18 protein-coding genes, 7 tRNA genes and 1 pseudogene are annotated in these 17,920 nt (G+C 55.5%); 3 read left to right on the forward strand and 23 right to left on the reverse strand.

What is annotated here, in order from left to right:
* Positions 1–63: 63 nt before the first annotated feature.
* Positions 64–1,116, reverse strand: coding sequence for a 3-deoxy-7-phosphoheptulonate synthase AroG (aroG, locus tag ACQUTI_RS10430; RefSeq protein WP_049004307.1), 1,053 nt, complete (start codon positions 1,114–1,116; stop codon positions 64–66).
* 316 nt (positions 1,117–1,432) lie between these two features.
* Here aroG and ACQUTI_RS10435 point away from each other — a divergent pair, with 316 nt between their 5' ends.
* Both ACQUTI_RS10435 and zitB read left to right on the forward strand, forming a co-directional pair.
* Entirely contained in the window at positions 1,433–1,810 is a 378-nt protein-coding gene (locus tag ACQUTI_RS10435) for a YbgS-like family protein (protein WP_017899606.1), read from the forward strand.
* Between the two features lie 118 nt (positions 1,811–1,928).
* Positions 1,929–2,873 (forward strand): CDF family zinc transporter ZitB, encoded by a 945-nt coding sequence (gene zitB / locus ACQUTI_RS10440; RefSeq protein ID WP_004886012.1) that lies wholly within the window; start codon positions 1,929–1,931, stop codon positions 2,871–2,873.
* On the opposite strand, the gene pnuC is transcribed toward zitB, so the two are convergent.
* Positions 2,870–3,589: a nicotinamide riboside transporter PnuC gene (gene pnuC, locus ACQUTI_RS10445; RefSeq protein WP_065696727.1), complete on the reverse strand. Its 720-nt coding sequence runs from the start codon at positions 3,587–3,589 to the stop codon at positions 2,870–2,872. The genes zitB and pnuC overlap by 4 nt on opposite strands.
* Before the next feature lie 35 nt (positions 3,590–3,624).
* A complete protein-coding gene (gene nadA / locus ACQUTI_RS10450; protein ID WP_017899604.1) occupies positions 3,625–4,668 on the reverse strand; it encodes a quinolinate synthase NadA in 1,044 nt (347 codons plus the stop codon).
* A 69-nt stretch (positions 4,669–4,737) separates the two neighbouring features.
* Between nadA and ACQUTI_RS10455 the strand changes: the two are divergent.
* Positions 4,738–4,900: pseudogene (locus tag ACQUTI_RS10455) on the forward strand (hypothetical protein).
* Positions 4,901–4,959: 59 nt separating this feature from the next.
* Here the strand turns inward: ACQUTI_RS10455 and ACQUTI_RS10460 are convergent.
* The 20 genes from ACQUTI_RS10460 to sucC all read right to left on the reverse strand — a co-directional run bounded on the left by ACQUTI_RS10460 (position 4,960) and on the right by sucC (position 17,825).
* Positions 4,960–5,035 (reverse strand) — tRNA-Lys (locus ACQUTI_RS10460).
* Positions 5,036–5,068: 33 nt separating this feature from the next.
* Positions 5,069–5,144: transfer RNA gene (locus ACQUTI_RS10465), tRNA-Lys, on the reverse strand.
* Between the two features lie 46 nt (positions 5,145–5,190).
* Positions 5,191–5,266 (reverse strand) — tRNA-Lys (locus tag ACQUTI_RS10470).
* 3 nt (positions 5,267–5,269) lie between these two features.
* Positions 5,270–5,345 (reverse strand) — tRNA-Val (locus ACQUTI_RS10475).
* Between the two features lie 52 nt (positions 5,346–5,397).
* A tRNA-Lys gene (locus ACQUTI_RS10480) sits at positions 5,398–5,473 on the reverse strand.
* 2 nt (positions 5,474–5,475) lie between these two features.
* Positions 5,476–5,551, reverse strand: a tRNA-Val gene (locus ACQUTI_RS10485).
* A gap of 125 nt (positions 5,552–5,676) precedes the next feature.
* A tRNA-Lys gene (locus ACQUTI_RS10490) sits at positions 5,677–5,752 on the reverse strand.
* Positions 5,753–5,913: 161 nt separating this feature from the next.
* On the reverse strand, positions 5,914–6,708 hold the full coding sequence (gene cpoB, locus ACQUTI_RS10495) for a cell division protein CpoB (protein ID WP_004886003.1): 795 nt from the start codon (positions 6,706–6,708) through the stop codon (positions 5,914–5,916).
* A gap of 9 nt (positions 6,709–6,717) precedes the next feature.
* The gene (gene pal / locus ACQUTI_RS10500; protein WP_002895068.1) at positions 6,718–7,242 is read right to left on the reverse strand and encodes a peptidoglycan-associated lipoprotein Pal; all 525 of its coding nucleotides are present in this window, start codon (positions 7,240–7,242) and stop codon (positions 6,718–6,720) included.
* Between the two features lie 34 nt (positions 7,243–7,276).
* Positions 7,277–8,569, reverse strand: coding sequence for a Tol-Pal system beta propeller repeat protein TolB (gene tolB, locus ACQUTI_RS10505; RefSeq protein ID WP_004885999.1), 1,293 nt, complete (start codon positions 8,567–8,569; stop codon positions 7,277–7,279).
* A 132-nt stretch (positions 8,570–8,701) separates the two neighbouring features.
* Complete coding sequence (tolA, locus tag ACQUTI_RS10510; protein WP_004885996.1) at positions 8,702–10,042, reverse strand: cell envelope integrity protein TolA; 1,341 nt, start codon at positions 10,040–10,042, stop codon at positions 8,702–8,704.
* Between the two features lie 99 nt (positions 10,043–10,141).
* Entirely contained in the window at positions 10,142–10,570 is a 429-nt protein-coding gene (gene tolR, locus ACQUTI_RS10515; RefSeq protein ID WP_002895061.1) for a colicin uptake protein TolR, read from the reverse strand.
* 3 nt (positions 10,571–10,573) lie between these two features.
* Positions 10,574–11,266 (reverse strand): Tol-Pal system protein TolQ, encoded by a 693-nt coding sequence (gene tolQ, locus ACQUTI_RS10520; RefSeq protein ID WP_004152221.1) that lies wholly within the window; start codon positions 11,264–11,266, stop codon positions 10,574–10,576.
* Positions 11,263–11,667: a tol-pal system-associated acyl-CoA thioesterase gene (ybgC, locus tag ACQUTI_RS10525; protein WP_002895056.1), complete on the reverse strand. Its 405-nt coding sequence runs from the start codon at positions 11,665–11,667 to the stop codon at positions 11,263–11,265. Before ybgC ends, tolQ begins: the two co-directional genes overlap by 4 nt.
* A gap of 149 nt (positions 11,668–11,816) precedes the next feature.
* Positions 11,817–12,107 (reverse strand): cyd operon protein YbgE, encoded by a 291-nt coding sequence (gene ybgE, locus ACQUTI_RS10530; RefSeq protein ID WP_002895053.1) that lies wholly within the window; start codon positions 12,105–12,107, stop codon positions 11,817–11,819.
* Positions 12,107–12,223 (reverse strand): cytochrome bd-I oxidase subunit CydX, encoded by a 117-nt coding sequence (gene cydX / locus ACQUTI_RS10535; RefSeq protein ID WP_002895051.1) that lies wholly within the window; start codon positions 12,221–12,223, stop codon positions 12,107–12,109. The genes ybgE and cydX overlap by 1 nt, the downstream gene beginning before the upstream one ends.
* Before the next feature lie 15 nt (positions 12,224–12,238).
* Positions 12,239–13,378: a cytochrome d ubiquinol oxidase subunit II gene (gene cydB, locus ACQUTI_RS10540; protein WP_004885993.1), complete on the reverse strand. Its 1,140-nt coding sequence runs from the start codon at positions 13,376–13,378 to the stop codon at positions 12,239–12,241.
* A gap of 15 nt (positions 13,379–13,393) precedes the next feature.
* A complete protein-coding gene (cydA, locus tag ACQUTI_RS10545) occupies positions 13,394–14,962 on the reverse strand; it encodes a cytochrome ubiquinol oxidase subunit I (RefSeq protein ID WP_002895047.1) in 1,569 nt (522 codons plus the stop codon).
* Between the two features lie 827 nt (positions 14,963–15,789).
* A complete protein-coding gene (gene sucD / locus ACQUTI_RS10550; protein WP_004885990.1) occupies positions 15,790–16,659 on the reverse strand; it encodes a succinate--CoA ligase subunit alpha in 870 nt (289 codons plus the stop codon).
* Positions 16,659–17,825 (reverse strand): ADP-forming succinate--CoA ligase subunit beta, encoded by a 1,167-nt coding sequence (gene sucC / locus ACQUTI_RS10555; protein ID WP_002895039.1) that lies wholly within the window; start codon positions 17,823–17,825, stop codon positions 16,659–16,661. The genes sucD and sucC overlap by 1 nt, the downstream gene beginning before the upstream one ends.
* Positions 17,826–17,920 lie beyond the last annotated feature (95 nt).

The following is a 17,920-nucleotide window of genomic DNA, read 5'->3' on the forward strand; positions in this document are numbered from 1 at the left end:
CAAAACAAAAAAGCGTGGAAATCTCCACGCTTTTTTTTATGACCTGCGCTAACGCAGAGTAGCTTAGCCGCGACGGGTTTTCACTGCTTCCGCCAGCTGACGCAGGATCGTGTCGGTATCCTCCCAGCCGATGCAGGCGTCGGTGACGCTCTTGCCGTAGGTCAGCGGTTCACCGCTCTCGAGGCTCTGGTTGCCTTCCACCAGATGGCTTTCAATCATCACGCCCATAATGGCGCGCTCGCCGCCGGCAATCTGCTGGCATACGTCGGCGCCCACTTCCATCTGCTTCTTGAACTGCTTGCTGGAGTTGGCATGGCTGAAGTCGATCATCACCTGGGCCGGCAGGCCCGCTTTCGCCAGGCCGATCTTCACATCCGCCACGTGCTTCGCGCTGTAGTTCGGCTCTTTGCCGCCGCGCAGAATAATATGGCAGTCGCCGTTGCCGCTGGTATTAACGATAGCGGAGTGGCCCCACTTGGTGACCGACAGGAAACAGTGCGGCGCGCCGGCGGCGTTAATCGCGTCGATAGCCACCTTGATGGTGCCATCGGTACCATTCTTAAAGCCCACCGGGCAGGAGAGCCCCGAGGCGAGCTCGCGGTGAACCTGAGATTCGGTGGTACGCGCCCCAATGGCGCCCCAGCTCATCAGATCGGCAACATACTGCGGGGTGATCATATCGAGGAATTCCCCCGCCGCCGGCAGACCGCTGTCGTTAATGTCCAGCAGCAGTTTGCGCGCAATGCGCAACCCGTCGTTGATGCGGAAGCTGTTATCCATATGGGGATCGTTGATAAGCCCTTTCCAGCCGACGGTGGTGCGCGGTTTCTCAAAATAGACGCGCATGACGATCTCGAGCTCGCCCTTCAACGCCTCGCGCAGGGTCAGCAGACGGGAAGCGTACTCTTTCGCCGCCGCCGGGTCGTGAATAGAACAAGGCCCAATCACCACCAGCAGGCGGTCATCATCGCCTTTGAGGATCTGGTGGATCGCTTTGCGAGCATGTGCAACGGTGTTTGCAGCATTTTCGGTAGCAGGGAATTTTTCCAGGAGCGCAACGGGAGGTAATAATTCGTTGATCTCTTTAATGCGTAAATCGTCGTTCTGATAATTCATCTTCTTTCCAGCGTTGCCATACTTATTCAATGAAATGCAATCCCTCCAATCTATCTCTTCGCTGAAATAGTGTAAACGTGATTTTACAGTAGTGATGGAATAATCCTGGAAATAGGCAAAAATACGCCATAAAGTAGCGAAAGCAGGCTCATGAACTACAATATTTAACTGTTAAAGCTAATTAAGTCTTACGTTTCAGGATTATATAGTGACACTGCGATCGTCTGCGGAGTCTTAAACCATAGCGAGTCAGATCCCTGGCACACTTACCGCTGGAGGCGTTTTTTACCGCTTCCCGACCCAACAGGAGTATCCGATGAATATGAAAAAACTGACGACCCTTTTGCTCACCGCCACCTTAAGTCTTGCCAGCGGCGCGGCCCTGGCGGCAGACACCGGCGCCCAGTCCAACAATGGCCAGGCCAACTCTTCCGCTGATGCCGGCCAGGTGGCGCCGGATGCCCGTGAAAACGTGGCGCCGAATAACGTGGATAATAGCCAAATTAACTCTGGCTCTGGCGGCACCATGCTTCATCCTGACGGCTCGACGATGAGCCAGGACAATATGTCGAGCGATGAGGTACATAAAAACTCGATGTGTAAAGACGGCCGCTGTCCGGATACCGGTAAGAAACTGGACAACGGCGACAGCATGAACCATGACAACAGCAAAACCGACGGCACCACCCAGTAATTGATGCGGTGAGTGCAAACAGAGAAAAGGCGAGCTGGGCTCGCCTTTTCTCTGTTTGTTATCGTTCTCTGTTTATGCTGTCATAGCGTGATAATGATAACTATCAAGGGACGACACCATGGCGCATTCGCATTCGCACTCCCCTGCCCAGGCTCCGGATAACGGCAACGCTCGCCGGCTACTTTGGGCGTTCATCGTCACCGCCGGTTTTATGCTGATAGAAGCCATCGGCGGCGCGATCTCCGGCTCGCTGGCCCTGCTGGCGGATGCCGGCCATATGCTCACCGACTCCGCCGCCCTGCTGTTTGCGCTGCTGGCGGTTCGCTTCGCCAGCCGTCCCCCGAACGCCCGCCATACTTTTGGCTGGCTGCGTTTGACCACCCTGGCGGCGTTTCTCAATGCCATTGCTCTGGTGGTGATCACCATGCTGATTGTCTGGGAGGCCATTCAGCGCTTCCAGCATCCGCAGCCGGTTGCCGGGGTGACGATGATGGTCATTGCAGTCGCCGGTCTGCTAGCCAACGTGCTGGCGTTTTGGATCCTACATCGTGGCAGCGAAGAGCGGAATCTCAACGTGCGCGCCGCGGCGCTACACGTGCTCGGCGATCTGCTGGGTTCGGTTGGGGCGATTGTGGCCGCCGTGGTGATCCTCACCACTGGCTGGACGCCTGTCGATCCGATCCTTTCCGTGCTGGTTTCCTGCCTGGTGCTACGTAGCGCATGGCGGCTGCTGAAGGAGAGTCTGAATGAGCTGCTGGAAGGCGCACCGCGTTCGCTGGATGTAGCGGCCCTACAGCGGGATATCCGCCGCTCTATCCCGGAGGTGCGCGATGTTCACCACGTTCACGTCTGGCTGGTGGGGGAAAAACCGGTGATGACGCTGCATGTGCAGGTGGTCCCGCCGCACGATCATGATGCGTTACTCAACCGCATCCTGCATTTCCTGGAACATAAATATGAAATTGAGCATGCCACGGTGCAGATGGAGTACCAGCCCTGCAGCGGCCCGGAGTGCCATCTCAACACGATGCACGCCGGGCACGATCATCACCACCATCATTAGCCAGAAAACGCGTGAGAACCTCGCTCACGCGCGCTGTTTATCCACATTCGGCTGCCGTTCAGCGCAATGAACGTCAGCAAGAGATATTCCAGCGACATAGCATAGACGCCCTGACGGGCAAAAATCACCACGCTTATGACGTTGACGATGACCCACAGCAGCCAGTTCTCAACGTATTTGCGGGTCATTAAGATCATCGCCACTACCGACAGCACCGTCATACAGGAGTCCCAGAACGGGAAGGCATCCGGCTGCAGTTCCGGCATCGTGACCTGCAAACCAAGCGCTTGCATCAGGCTGACCGCGATTCGCGTCAGGAAGGCAAAAAACGGATTGATAAACAGGGTCAGCAAGCCGATCGCCACCACGCAGGCCGCCAGCCAGCCCAGGGCTTTACTGCGTGGTAGCCAGCGGATCTGCAGCTCGGCCACATGATTGCTGCTTTGCCGCGACCAGGCATACCAGCCGTAAACGTTAGCGGCAAAGAAGAACAGCTGCAGCAACAGGCTGGCGTACAGCTGGATCTGAAAGAAGATGATGGCGAACAGCGTGACGTTGACCAGACCGAATGCATAATTGCTGATCTTCTCCAGGCTCGCCAGCCAGATACACAGCAGCCCGGCGATGGTCCCCACGGCCTCTATCCAGGAGAGATCGTACCCCCCGGCGCCGATGGGTATATGTACTAAAATATTCTGCGTGCTAAAAAAATCCATTTCATCCCCTCAGCGTCTTGCGACGCGACAATACGTTATCCCCGTAGTGTAGCCGCAAAATCCAGCATCCGGTTAAGGGGAATTAATGCGCCGGTCCGCAGCGCTTCGTCGACGTGGATTTCATGTTCAGCGCCGCCCTGCTCGAGCCCCTCGGCAATGGCTTTCAGGCCGTTCATCGCCATCCACGGACAATGCGCGCAGCTGCGGCAGGTCGCCCCTTCACCAGCGGTGGGCGCTTCCAGCAGCGTTTTCTCCGGCACCGCCTGCTGCATTTTATAAAAGATACCGCGATCGGTCGCCACGATCAGCTGGCGCTGGGGCAGGCTTTTCGCCGCCGCGATCAGCTGACTGGTGGAACCTACGGCATCGGCCATCTCGACGATTGCCTGCGGCGACTCGGGATGGACCAGTACAGCAGCTTCAGGATAGAGGGCCTTCATACGCGTCAGTGCCTGGGTTTTAAACTCATCGTGCACGATGCACGCCCCCTGCCAGCAGATCACGTCTGCGCCGGTCTGACGCTGGACATAGCGGCCAAGATGGCGGTCCGGCGCCCAGAGGATCTTTTGACCAAGACTATCCAGATGGTCAATGAGTTCCACGGCGATGCTGGAGGTCACCACCCAGTCGGCGCGAGCCTTCACCGCGGCGGACGTATTGGCATAGACTACCACGGTGCGATCGGGATGGGCGTCGCAGAAGGCGTTGAATTCCTCAATCGGACAGCCCAGATCCAGCGAACACTCGGCGTTCAGGGTCGGCATCAGAATGGTCTTTTCCGGGCTAAGGATTTTGGCGGTTTCCCCCATAAAACGCACCCCGGCGACCAGCAGCGTGGAGGCCGAATGGCGGGCGCCAAAGCGCGCCATCTCCAGCGAGTCGGCTATACAGCCGCCGGTCTCTTCCGCCAGTTGTTGAATTTCAGGATCGGTGTAGTAATGCGCCACCATCACGGCATCGCGCTCGCGCAGCAGACGCTTGATTTTCTCGCGGTAAAACTGCTTTTCGTCGACGGTCAGCGGCTGCGGTTTCGGTGGGAAGGGATAAATCGCCGTTTCAGGATCAAACATTACGCTCATCATGCAATCTCGTTTTACTGGCTTAACTCTAAGACCGTCACTATGGCCTGTCTGCGCCTTAACACGGTCATGGTGTTTTATATGCTAAACAAGATAGCGGATTACGAGCAAAAAGTCGTGATGAATTTTGTACATGAGCACCTATTCCCCGGGGACGATGCTACGCATCTTCCCGGGCTACCGGTTCGTGCCTTATGGCGTCACGGTAAGCGGCGGCAGGGGGTCATGCTGAAGTAGGATTGTGGAGAATGACGCATAGCAAAAAGGCGCCTTTAGGGCGCCTTTTTACATTGGTGGGTCGTGCAGGATTCGAACCTGCGACCAATTGATTAAAAGTCAACTGCTCTACCAACTGAGCTAACGACCCCTTGCGGGATTTTGCTACTGTAATCATTCAGGATGGTGGGTCGTGCAGGATTCGAACCTGCGACCAATTGATTAAAAGTCAACTGCTCTACCAACTGAGCTAACGACCCGCTCTGGTACTACCTGAATAATTTCACTCGACACCAATATTAAAATTGGTGGGTCGTGCAGGATTCGAACCTGCGACCAATTGATTAAAAGTCAACTGCTCTACCAACTGAGCTAACGACCCGAGTGGTGGGTGATGACGGGATCGAACCGCCGACCCCCTCCTTGTAAGGGAGGTGCTCTCCCAGCTGAGCTAATCACCCGAAACTGCGCTGGATACTACTGATACTGCCTCCACCGACCCCATCATTATAATGGTGGGTCGTGCAGGATTCGAACCTGCGACCAATTGATTAAAAGTCAACTGCTCTACCAACTGAGCTAACGACCCGGTGGTGGGTGATGACGGGATCGAACCGCCGACCCCCTCCTTGTAAGGGAGGTGCTCTCCCAGCTGAGCTAATCACCCGATACTACGCTGGATACTGCTAATTGGTGGGTCGTGCAGGATGACTCGGCTTTGCCTCGCCCTATGGGCCGTTGCTGTCGCAACGTTATCCTTCACGTTTTACTATCGCGTTCCACCAGAACGATTGGTGGGTCGTGCAGGATTCGAACCTGCGACCAATTGATTAAAAGTCAACTGCTCTACCAACTGAGCTAACGACCCACTCTGGCGTCGCTTTGGGCTTGTTTGATATCCCTTGGCAACGGCGGCATATATTACTGATTTCAGAATTCAGCGCAACTAAAATTTCGATAAAGATCACTTAACTGCTGGCGATTCAGGCGACAAGACCAGAAATGACGCGATTTCTGGTCATGCCGTAATCAACCAAGGGCATTAAGTCGTTTTTGCGCTTGTTTCGCACCGTCGGTGCCGGGGAATTTGTTGATCACCTGCTGGTAAACCGCTTTCGCTTTCGCGGTATCACCTTTGTCCTGCATGATCACGCCGACCTTAAACATGGCGTCTGGCGCTTTTGGCGATTTCGGGTAGTTCTTCACCACCGAGGCGAAGTAAAACGCCGCATCGTCTTTTTTCCCCTTATTGTAGTTCAACTGTCCGAGCCAATAGTTGGCGTTCGGCTGATAAGTCGAATCCGGGTACTTTTTAACGAAGTTCTGGAACGCCGCCATGGCGTCATCCTGGCGTGAAGCATCCTTCACCAGGGCAATGGCCGCATTGTAATCGGTGTTCGCATCGCCGGTCATCGCCGGAGCGCCTGAAGAGGCCGCTGGCGCTGCGCTGGTAGCAGCCGCGCTCTGATCGCCGGAAGACGACGTCTGGGCGCCAGCCGCTGCTGCGCCACCCCCGCTCGTCAGCCCGTCAATCTGCAGCAGAATCTGCTTTTGACGCTCAACGATCTGATTCAGCTGATACTGGTTCTCCTGGATCTGACCACGGAGAGAATCAATGTCAGTCTGGTTATCAGAGAGTTGTTGCTGGAGTTGGGTTAAAAGCTGGCTGTGAGCATTGGAAATACGCTCAAGTTGAGTGACACGGTCTTCGACCGAGCCTGAGCCGACACTACTGATTGGCGCCTGAGCAAAAGCGGCCCAGGGGGCCGCTATGCCAACCAGTAACGACAGACTCAATAAATGATGTCTGAAGTTACTGCTCATGCAATTCTCTTAGTAAACCAGTACGGCGCGACGGTTTTTGGCATATGCCGCTTCGTCATGACCCAGTACTGCTGGTTTTTCTTTACCGTAAGAAACGATGGAGATCTGATCGGCAGAAACACCTTTGCCCTGCAGATACATCTTAACGGCGTTAGCACGACGCTCACCCAGCGCGATGTTGTATTCCGGCGTACCGCGCTCATCCGCGTGACCTTCTACAGTCACTTTGTAGGACGGGTTGCTGCGCAGGAAGTTAGCGTGCGCGTCCAGCATGGCAGCGAAGTCAGAACGGATATCGTACTTGTCCAGATCGAAGTAAACGATGTTGTTCTGCTGCAGCTGCTGCATCTGCAGACGAGCTTGCTCTTCAGAAGACATGTTGCCGCCGTTACCGTTAGCGTCCATACCAGTGCCGGCACCCAGCATGCCTTCACCGCTCTGGTCGTTGCTGGCGTTCTTGTTAGAAGAACATGCCGCGATTGCCATAACCGGCAGAGCGATCATCAGCCCTTTCAGCACTTTGTTCAGTTGCATTTCTTTGATTCCTTTAATAATCAATTATTTATTATCACAGATACGGCGACCAGGCAGGTGATTTTACCTGTCCATCAGTTGCCGGAAGACGCGCTTTGAAACGCCCATCTGTAGAAACCAGATTCAGCACGGATCCCATCCCCTGAGAAGAGCTGTAGATTACCATAGTGCCGTTAGGTGCCAGACTTGGCGTTTCGTCTAAAAACGTTGATGACAGAACCTGTACACCACCCGCTTCCAGATCTTGTTTGGCAATGTGCTGCTGGCCGCCGGCCGAGCTGACCATTACCATCGTTTTACCATCCGCGCTCACGTCAGCGTCCTGGTTCTGCGAACCTTCCCAGGTGATACGCTGCGGCGTGCCGCCATTAATATTGACTTTATACACCTGCGGACGACCTGCCTGATCAGAGGTGAAGGCCAGGTTCTGGCTGTCCGGGAACCAGCTTGGTTCGGTGTTGTTGCTGCGACCGTTGGTCACCTGACGAATCTGACCCGAGCCCAGATCCATCACGTACAGGTTCAGGCTACCGGTTTTCGACAGCGCGAAAGCCAGTTTAGAGCCATCCGGCGAGAACGCCGGCGCGCCGTTGTGCTGCGGGAAGGAGGCAATCTGACGCACTGCGCCGTTCGCCAGGGTCTGCACCACCAGCGCAGAACGACCGCTTTCGAAGGTTACGTAAGCCAGTTTTGAACCGTCCGGAGACCAGGCCGGGGACATCAGCGGCTGGGAGGAGCGGTGAACCACGAACTGGTTGTAGCCATCATAATCGGAGACACGCAGCTCATACGGGAACTGACCGCCGTTGGTCTGCACCACGTAGGCGATACGGGTACGGAAGGCGCCTTTAATACCAGTCAGCTTTTCAAATACCGCATCGCTGGCAGTGTGCGCTGCATAGCGCAGGTACTGCTTAGTGACTTTGAAAGAGCCTTGCGCCAGCGTTGTGCCCGGCGCACCGCCGGTATCCACCAGCTGATACGCGACCTGATAAGAACCATCCGGGTTTGACGTCACCTGACCGACGACCACGGCGTCAATACCCAGCGCAGACCAGGCTGCAGGCTGCACTTCCTGGGGACTGGTCGGCTGCTGCGGCAGACGCGAGCGATCCAGCGGGTTGAATTTACCGCTGTTGCGCAGGTCAGCTGCCACGATACCGCCAACATCTTCCGGCGCAGCGCCCTGGCCGGCCCACTGGAACGGTACCACCCCGATGGGGCGCGCCGAGTCCACCCCCTGGGTGATCTCGATACGTACTTCTGCGTGCAGCACCGCCGCCCACAGCATTAAAAAACCAAATGCTACTCGTAATGCCTGCTTCATCATATCTCCCTTATCCGGGCGGAAAGCCCACGATAATTTAGCAGAATGTTAACAAACTCAAATACACAAAACTACCAAAACCCATGACCGCCCTATTTTCTTTCCCCCCGCTAACGCGGGGAGAAAAAGCGCTTAAGGTTTGAAGTCCAGTGGCGCATTTTTGAACGTTTCATAAACAGCCTGCGACGGCGGTTTAGGGAATTTGCTCATCCGACTGGTAGCCGCCAGCATTTGCTGGCAGAAAGCCGGATCGCCGCCTTCCGATTTCACACTCAACAACGTTCCATCCTGAGCCAGGTTTACGCGCAACGTACATACTTTACCCTTGTACGTATCCCAGTCATAGAGATGTCCTTTAATCGCGGCCTGCACCTGCGAAATATAGCTGGCAATCTCCGCCTGAGATGCACCGCCCTGCCCCGGTTTACTTCCTTTAGCAGGTGAAGAGCCACCTGTGCTACCGCTGGTGCTACCTTTCGGCGCATTCTTACCAGAGCTCAGATCGCCGAGCAGGTCGTCAACGCCGTCCGCTTCTTTCGCTGCAGCCGCTTTCTTCGCTGCCGCGGCTTTTGCTGCTGCCGCTTTGGCCGCTTTATCAGCCGCCGCCTTCTCAGCAGCTGCCGCTTTGGCTGCCGCTGCTTTTTCAGCTGCGGCGGCTTTCTCGGCGGCGGCCTTCTCCGCGGCCGCTTTTTGCGCGGCCGCTTTCTCAGCTGCTTTTTCGGCGGCTTTTTCTGCAGCCGCTTTTTCAGCCGCTGCCTGTTTAGCCGCTTCCTGCTGGGCCTTCTTCTCCGCTTCCTGTTGCGCTTTTTTCGCCGCTGCCGCTTCTGCTTTCTTCTGCGCCTCTGCCGCGGCTTTCGCCGCTTCTGCTTCCGCCTGTTTCTTCGCATCGGCCGCTGCTTTCGCGGCGGCGGCTTCGGCCTGTTTCTTCGCGTCAGCAGCCGCTTTCGCTGCCGCCAGTTCAGCCGCTTTCGCCTGGGCATCCGCCTTCGCTTTCGCCTCGGCGGCCGCTTTGGCCGCTGCTTCCTGCGCTTCTTTAGCCTGCGCATCCGCTTTGGCTTTCGCCGCCGCGGCAGCCTTGGCTGCGGCTTCCTCAGCCTGCTTCTGTTGTTCCTTCGCTTCTTTCGCCGCTTCCTGCGCCTGCAGCCGCTCCTGTTCGAGCTGTTTCAGCCGTTCCTGTTCCGCCGCCTGCTTCTCACGTAACTCTTCCGCCTGCTGCTGCGCCTGTTTTTCGCGCTGTTCAGCGGCGCGACGTGCGCTGGCCTGCTGCTGTTGCTGACGGTTATAGTTATTTACCACCGCCCCCGGATCGACCATGACGGCATCAATCGACGATCCCCCGCCGCCGCCGGCAGAGGCATCCAGATGCTCGTCAAACGAACTCCAGATCAGCAGCGCGATCAGTATGATGTGCAGCGCGACTGAAATGATGATCGCTCGTTTAAGCTTGTCGTTTTGTTCGGTTGCCTTTGACACTATCGGTTCCCAAAAACTGTTCGCCTGTACCCGCGATGCGCACCGACGGCGAGCGATACTCGCCGCCGAACGCCGCGCGGACGCACCTACCTGAAGCGATTAAATAGGTTTGGTCATCAAGCCGACCGATTTAACCCCTGCACTATGCAACAGGTTCAGCGCTTTAATAATTTCATCGTAAGGGACGTCTTTCGCACCGCCGATCAGGAATACCGTTTTCTCATTGGCTTCAAGACGACGCTTCGCTTCGGCAATCACCTGCTCCGGCGGCAGCTGGGACAGCGTCTCCTGCCCCACTTTCACGCTGTACTGCCCTACCCCGGAGACTTCCACAATCACCGGCGGATCGTCATTGCTTTTCACCGCTTGCGATTCCGTGGCGTCCGGCAGATCGACTTCCACGCTCTGCGTAATGATCGGCGCCGTTGCCATAAAGATCAGCAACAGCACCAGCAGGACATCCAGCAGCGGAACGATGTTGATCTCGGACTTCAGTTCGCGACGTCCGCGTCCACGTGCTCTGGCCATGGCTTACCCCTTATTGCTTTCGCTGGTGGTAAAAGCCTGACGGTGCAGAATGGCGGTGAACTCTTCCATAAAGTTGTCGTAATTCAGTTCAAGCTTGTTCACGCGCTGGTTCAGGCGGTTATACGCCATGACCGCCGGGATAGCAGCGAACAGACCGATCGCAGTGGCGATCAGCGCTTCGGCGATACCCGGCGCCACCATCTGCAGGGTGGCCTGCTTCACCGCGCCAAGAGCGATAAAGGCGTGCATGATCCCCCAAACGGTACCGAACAGACCGATATACGGGCTGATGGAGCCTACGGTGCCGAGGAACGGAATATGGGTCTCCAGCGTTTCCAGCTCGCGGTTCATCGAAATACGCATCGCGCGCGATGCCCCTTCGACGATCGCCTCCGGCGCATGGCTGTTGGCCCGATGCAAGCGCGCAAACTCTTTGAAGCCGCTGTAGAAGATCTGCTCCGAACCGGTCAGATTATCGCGACGCCCCTGGCTTTCCTGATACAAACGGGACAGTTCAATCCCGGACCAGAATTTGTCCTCGAACGCTTCAGCTTCGCGCGCGGCCGAGTTAAGGATACGCGTTCTCTGAATAATGATAGCCCAGGAAGCGATAGAAAAACCAATCAAAATCAACATGATAAGTTTAACCAGAAGGCTCGCCTTCAGGAACAAATCAAGGATATTCATGTCAGTCACTGCTTAAACTCCGCGACAATAGACTTGGGAAGCGCACGTGGCTTCATTAAGAGTGGATCAACGCACACAATGAGAACCTCAGCTTCGTTTAACACTGTATTCTCGGCGTTGACGATTCGCTGCGTGAAAACCAAAGAGGTGCCGCGCATCGAGGTAATTTCCGTCTGGACTTCGAGCATGTCGTCGAGTCTGGCGGGGGCAAAATACTCCAGCGTCATTTTGCGAACCACGAAGGCAACGCGTTCAGCCAACAGAACCTGTTGACTAAAGTGATGGTGGCGCAGCATCTCTGTGCGTGCTCTTTCATAAAAAGCGACGTAACTGGCGTGGTAAACCACACCACCGGCGTCGGTATCTTCGTAGTAGACCCGAACCGGCCATCGAAACAGCGTTGTATTCACTTTACATCCCGGTAATGCAAAAAAAGGTTAGAGCTTTCAAACTTCGCTACTATACGCGCGGGAAAGGTGGTTTGGAATGGGGGAAAGTAAACGGGGCGTAAATTTTTATGGGCTTATGCAAGCCCATAGCATTAACAGAGATCTCTTATTCAAAAGAAGAAAAAGAAGAGACCTAAAGCGAGCACGATATCAGCGATAAGCGGACAAAAAATCCCCTGCCAGTGAACGGCACGCGGGCGGAAGCCCACGCCGTGAATAACGCCGCTGCAAACTGCCCACATCAGCAAGAAACCATGCCAGATTTCCAGCTCGCTGGTCTTCGCGGCAAAGCGCGACGGATCCCAGAAGATGCAGCCTGCCAGCAGCAGCGCCATCAATAAGGAAAGCGCCCGGAGCGGGCGCTTGTCCATTATCGCGTACAGAGTAGCGATAAATTTCATCAGATTTCTTCTTTCTTCCCGGCTTTGGTGGCTTCCACGTGCTCAAGCGCCAGCGCGGTAATCACCCCAAAGGCACAGGCAAGAAGCGTTCCCAAAATCCATGCGAAGTACCACATATATAGCTCCTTACCTTAGTACAGCGAGTGGGTGTTCTTTTCGATGTCTTCGCGCGTGATGCGGCCAAACATTTTCCAGTAACACCAGCTGGTGTAGCCCAGAATGATCGGCACGAAGACAATCGCCACGTAGGTCATCAGATTCAGCGTCCGCTGGCTGGAGGTCGCGTCCCACATCGTCAGGCTGGCGTTCAGCATAGTGCTGGACGGCATGATGAACGGGAACATCGCAATACCGGCAGTCAGAATGATGCAGGCCAGGGTCAGCGAGGAGAACAGGAATGCCCAGGCGCCTTTATCCGCTTTGGTCGAAACGACGGTCAGCAGCGGCAGCACCACGCCCAGGGCAGGGATCGCCCACAGCGCTGGCATATTGTTAAAGTTCACCATCCACGCGCCAGCTTCACGCACCACTTCTTTGGTCAGCGGATTAGACGGGCCGGTATGGTCAATCACCGATTTCACCACATAGCCGTCGATACCGTAGTAGACCCACACGCCCGCCAGCGCGAAGCAGACCAGCGTCACCAGCGCCGCCACCGTGGAGACGGTGCGGGTGCGCAGGTGCAGTTCGCCTACGGTACGCATCTGCAGGTAGGTCGCGCCCTGGGTCAGGATCATCGCCACGCTGACGATACCGGCCAGCAGACCAAACGGGTTCAGCAGCTGGAAGAAATTACCGGTATAGAAGAGACGCAGGTATTCGTCGACATGGAACGGCACGCCCTGCAGCAGGTTGCCGAAGGCCACGCCAATCACCAGCGGCGGCACGAAGCTGCCGATGAAGATGCCCCAGTCCCACATGTTGCGCCAGCGGGTGTCCTCGATCTTGGAACGGTAGTCGAAACCGACCGGACGGAAGAACAACGAGGCCAGCACCAGAATCATCGCCACATAGAAACCGGAGAACGCCGCGGCGTAGACCATCGGCCAGGCAGCGAACAGCGCGCCGCCGGCGGTGATCAGCCACACCTGGTTACCGTCCCAGTGCGGGGCGATGGCGTTGATCATAATCCGACGCTCGGTATCGTTACGGCCGAGGAAGCGGGTGAGCATGCCCACCCCCATGTCGAACCCGTCGGCGACGGCGAAGCCAATCAGCAGGATGCCAATCAGCAGCCACCAGATAAAACGCAATACTTCATAATCGATCATTTGACGACTCCTGTCTTAGCGTGCCGACTGAATAGCCGCAGAGGACTGTTCAAAGTGATAGCGGCCGGTTTTCAGGCTGCTAGGTCCTTTGCGGGCAAACTTGAACATCAGGAACAGTTCAGCCACCAGGAACAGCGTGTACAGGCCGCAGATCAGCAACATAGAGAAGATCAGATCGCCCGCGGTCAGCGACGAGTTGGCCACCGCCGTCGGCAGGACTTCACCAATCGCCCACGGCTGACGGCCGTATTCGGCAACAAACCAGCCTGACTCCACGGCAATCCACGGCAGCGGCAAGCCATAGAACGCGGCGCGCAGCAGCCATTTTTTCTCGCCGATACGGTTACGGATCACGCTCCAGAAGGAGGCGCCGATAATCAACAGCATCAGGATGCCGCACGCCACCATGATACGGAAGGCGAAGTACAGCGGTGCGACGCTTGGAATAGAGTCTTTGGTCGCTTTGGCGATCTGCTCTTCCGTGGCGTCAGCGACGTTCGGGGTATAGCGTTTCAGCAGCAGACCATAGCCAAGATCTTTCTTCACGTTATTGAACTGGTCGCGAACGGCCTGGTCGGTGGAACCGGCGCGCAGTTGCTCCAGCAGCGCATAGGCCTTCATGCCGTTACGGATACGCTCTTCGTGCTGAACCATCAGATCCTTCAGACCGATAACCGGCTTATCCACCGAGCGGGTGGCAATGATGCCCAGCGCGTAAGGGATCTGGATGGCGAAGTGGTTGGTTTGCGCATTCTGATCGGGAATACCAAACAGGGTAAAGGCCGCCGGCGCAGGCTGGGTTTCCCACTCTGCTTCGATAGCCGCCAGTTTGGTTTTCTGCACGTCGCCCATTTCGTAACCAGATTCGTCACCCAGCACAATAACGGAGAGGATCGCTGCCATACCGAAGCTGGCTGCGATGGCAAAGGAGCGCTTAGCAAAGGCAAAGTCACGGCCTTTCAGCATGTACCAGGAGCTGATAGCCAGGATGAACATCGCACCGGTGACATAGCCCGACGCCACGGTGTGAACAAATTTCACCTGAGCAACCGGGTTGAGCACCAGTTCGGAGAAGCTAACCATCTCCATACGCATGGTTTCAAAGTTGAAGTCCGATGCGATAGGGTTCTGCATCCAGCCGTTTGCGACGAGGATCCACAGCGCGGAGAGGTTGGAGCCCAGTGCGACCAGCCAGGTGACGGCCATGTGCTGAACTTTACCCAGACGATCCCAACCGAAGAAGAACAGACCTACAAAGGTGGATTCGAGGAAGAAGGCCATCAGACCTTCAATGGCCAGCGGCGCACCGAAGATATCCCCCACGTAGTGTGAGTAATACGACCAGTTAGTCCCGAACTGGAACTCCATGGTCAGACCGGTCGCCACACCCAGCGCGAAGTTGATACCAAACAACTTGCCCCAGAATTTGGTCATATCTTTATAAATCTGTTTGCCGGAAAGGACGTAGACCGTTTCCATGATGGCCAGCAGGAACGCCATACCGAGCGTCAGTGGCACAAACAGGAAGTGGTACATCGCGGTCAAGGCAAACTGTAAGCGCGACAGTTCGACTATATCTAACATCATGACTCCTTGCTCATCGCATGAAGACTCCGAAAATGAACCGAGAAGCTCTGGCTCATACGCATGCCCCAATACAAATTTTTATTTGTCGCCCGCCCGGAGCGGGTTTCAACCGAAAGTGAAACCACGCCAGGACAAGGTTACAAATACGTTAACGAAAAACCCAATTGATTCCCCAATATATTACGCCGCAATAACCTTACAATAAATATGTTTTTATTGTTCCAGTTTTACATTTTTCGACGGTGATCAATATATAGCGAAGATGGCCAGTTTAGGCCAATTTGACTTGAGACAATTTAACGTTTTTTGAAGGATTTTTCCAAGCATTAAGTATTGATATAAATCAATTTTTACTCTACGTGTTAATTATGTAGCCCAATAAAGAATATTGGTAAACTTAATGTTAATACCGTGTTTAAAGTATACTTTGATTGGTTACTAAAAAGGGAGAGATGAGAATCATAGGTAATATTATTTAACGCCGCAGGAAAAAAAAGAAAAAAAAGAGCCGATCCGATTAATGCTAGACCGCTCACAGTATTTTTTCCTGTTTTCTTATCCCCTCCCCCACTCTTTTTTTAGTGTCTGTTTTGCTTCCCTCCGGTACGGCCAGGGCATATTTTCCTTTCCGACAACCGCACGTCGAGAATATTTATGAAATAATTCTTAAAATCAATATGATAGATAAGGTTTTCGCCAAACGCGGGGTTTGCTGGCTCAGCGGCTTTCGGGAGAAGCGGATAACGGCCAAAAAAAGGCCACCTGACGGTGGCCAACCATGTCGAAATCGGACAGATTTCTGCTTGCGGACAAGCAGAGAGGGTTTACTTGATGATCGCTTTCAGCGCTTCGCCGATATCGGCCAGGCTGCGAACGGTTTTCACACCGGCTGCTTCCAGGGCTGCGAATTTCTCATCAGCAGTACCTTTACCGCCAGCGATGATGGCGCCCGCATGGCCCATACGCTTGCCTTTCGGCGCGGTCACGCCCGCGATGTAGCCGACAACCGGCTTGGTCACGTGCTCTTTGATGTAGGCAGCCGCTTCTTCTTCCGCGCTGCCGCCGATCTCACCGATCATGACGATAGCTTCGGTCTGCGGGTCTTCCTGGAACAGCTTCAGGATATCGATGAAGTTAGAGCCCGGGATCGGGTCGCCGCCGATACCGACGCAGGTAGACTGGCCGAAGCCGTAGTCGGTGGTTTGCTTAACCGCTTCATAGGTCAGGGTACCGGAACGGGAAACGATGCCCACTTTACCCGGCTTGTGAATGTGACCCGGCATGATGCCGATTTTGCATTCGCCCGGGGTGATCACGCCTGGGCAGTTCGGGCCGATCATGCGCACGCCCGCTTCGTCCAGTTTCACTTTCACGGTCAGCATATCCAGGGTCGGGATACCTTCGGTGATGGTGATGATAAGCTTAATGCCCGCGTCAATCGCTTCCAGAATGGAATCTTTGCAGAACGGCGCCGGAACGTAGATCACGGTCGCGGTAGCGCCGGTCGCTTCAACGGCTTCGCGCACGGTGTTGAACACCGGCAGGCCCAGGTGCGTGGTGCCGCCTTTGCCTGGCGTCACGCCGCCAACCATTTGCGTACCGTAAGCGATCGCTTGTTCAGAGTGGAAGGTCCCCTGGCTACCGGTGAAGCCCTGGCAGATAACCTTGGTATCTTTATTAATTAAAACTGACATTATTTCCCCTCCACTGCGGCAACAACCTGCTGTGCTGCGTCCGTCAGACTTTTCGCTGCAATAATATTCAGGCCGCTGTCAGCCAGTTTTTTCGCGCCCAGTTCGGCGTTGTTACCTTCCAGACGAACCACCACCGGAACGTTAACCCCAACTTCCGCTACCGCACCGATGATACCGTCAGCGATCAGGTCGCAGCGTACGATACCGCCGAAGATGTTAACCAGAACCGCTTTCACGTTGTCATCAGAGAGGATGATTTTGAACGCTTCGGTGACGCGCTCTTTGGTGGCGCCGCCGCCCACGTCGAGGAAGTTAGCCGGTTCGCCGCCGTGCAGTTTAACGATGTCCATGGTACCCATCGCCAGGCCCGCGCCGTTAACCATGCAACCAATGTTGCCGTCCAGCGCGACGTAGTTCAGTTCCCACTGCGCAGCCTGCGCTTCACGCGGATCTTCCTGAGACTGGTCGCGCATTTCGCGCAGATCCGGCTGGCGGAACAGCGCGTTGCCGTCAGCGCCCAGTTTGCCGTCCAGGCAGATCAGGTCGCCCTGCTTGGTGATCACCAGCGGGTTAATTTCGATCAGCGCGAGGTCGCGCTCCAGGAAAATGGTCGCCAGGCCCATGAAAATCTTAGTGAACTGCTGAACCTGCTTACCTTCCAGGCCCAGTTTGAACGCCAGTTCACGGCCCTGGTAAGGCATCGGGCCCGCCAGCGGATCGATGGCGATCTTGTGGATCAGGTGCGGAGTCTCTTCCGCCACTTTTTCGATTTCCACGCCGCCTTCAGTAGAGGCCATGAACACCACGCGACGGGAACTACGGTCAACGACCGCGCCCAGGTACAGCTCTTTGTCAATATCGGTCGCCGCTTCAACCAGGATCTGGTTAACCGGCTGGCCGTTCGCATCTGTTTGATAGGTCACCAGACGTTTGCCCAGCCAGTGCTCGGCAAATGCGCGGATCTCTTCTTTGCTCTTTACCACTTTCACACCGCCCGCTTTGCCGCGGCCACCAGCGTGAACCTGACATTTCACTACCCACGGACCCGCGCCGATTTTTGAAGCGGCTTCTTCTGCTTCACGCGGAGTAGTACAGGCATAACCCACCGGCGCCGGTAAGCCATAGCGGGCAAAAAGTTGTTTTGCCTGATATTCATGTAAGTTCATGTGTTCAGTCCATCCTTCAGGGTGTAATTATCTTTAAACCTGTAGGCCTGATAACGGCGCTAACGCGTGTTATCCGGCCTACGGTAGGTAATACG

Origin of the sequence: Klebsiella sp. 7-CIP_Kleb. (genome assembly GCF_050378655.1) — a bacterium.
GTDB classification, from domain to species: domain Bacteria; phylum Pseudomonadota; class Gammaproteobacteria; order Enterobacterales; family Enterobacteriaceae; genus Klebsiella; species Klebsiella quasipneumoniae.

Coding starts and splice junctions, on each gene's coding strand:
- nadA (WP_017899604.1), bottom strand. CDS start 4,668: ATGAGCGTAATGTTTGATCCTGAAACGGCGATTTATCCCTTCCCACCG.
- sucC (WP_002895039.1), bottom strand. CDS start 17,825: ATGAACTTACATGAATATCAGGCAAAACAACTTTTTGCCCGCTATGGC.
- zitB (WP_004886012.1), top strand. CDS start 1,929: ATGGCGCATTCGCATTCGCACTCCCCTGCCCAGGCTCCGGATAACGGC.
- cydB (WP_004885993.1), bottom strand. CDS start 13,378: ATGATCGATTATGAAGTATTGCGTTTTATCTGGTGGCTGCTGATTGGC.
- tolR (WP_002895061.1), bottom strand. CDS start 10,570: ATGGCCAGAGCACGTGGACGCGGACGTCGCGAACTGAAGTCCGAGATC.
- sucD (WP_004885990.1), bottom strand. CDS start 16,659: ATGTCAGTTTTAATTAATAAAGATACCAAGGTTATCTGCCAGGGCTTC.
- cydX (WP_002895051.1), bottom strand. CDS start 12,223: ATGTGGTACTTCGCATGGATTTTGGGAACGCTTCTTGCCTGTGCCTTT.
- cpoB (WP_004886003.1), bottom strand. CDS start 6,708: ATGAGCAGTAACTTCAGACATCATTTATTGAGTCTGTCGTTACTGGTT.
- pnuC (WP_065696727.1), bottom strand. CDS start 3,589: ATGGATTTTTTTAGCACGCAGAATATTTTAGTACATATACCCATCGGC.
- aroG (WP_049004307.1), bottom strand. CDS start 1,116: ATGAATTATCAGAACGACGATTTACGCATTAAAGAGATCAACGAATTA.
- tolB (WP_004885999.1), bottom strand. CDS start 8,569: ATGAAGCAGGCATTACGAGTAGCATTTGGTTTTTTAATGCTGTGGGCG.
- cydA (WP_002895047.1), bottom strand. CDS start 14,962: ATGTTAGATATAGTCGAACTGTCGCGCTTACAGTTTGCCTTGACCGCG.
- pal (WP_002895068.1), bottom strand. CDS start 7,242: ATGCAACTGAACAAAGTGCTGAAAGGGCTGATGATCGCTCTGCCGGTT.
- ACQUTI_RS10435 (WP_017899606.1), top strand. CDS start 1,433: ATGAATATGAAAAAACTGACGACCCTTTTGCTCACCGCCACCTTAAGT.
- ybgE (WP_002895053.1), bottom strand. CDS start 12,107: ATGAAATTTATCGCTACTCTGTACGCGATAATGGACAAGCGCCCGCTC.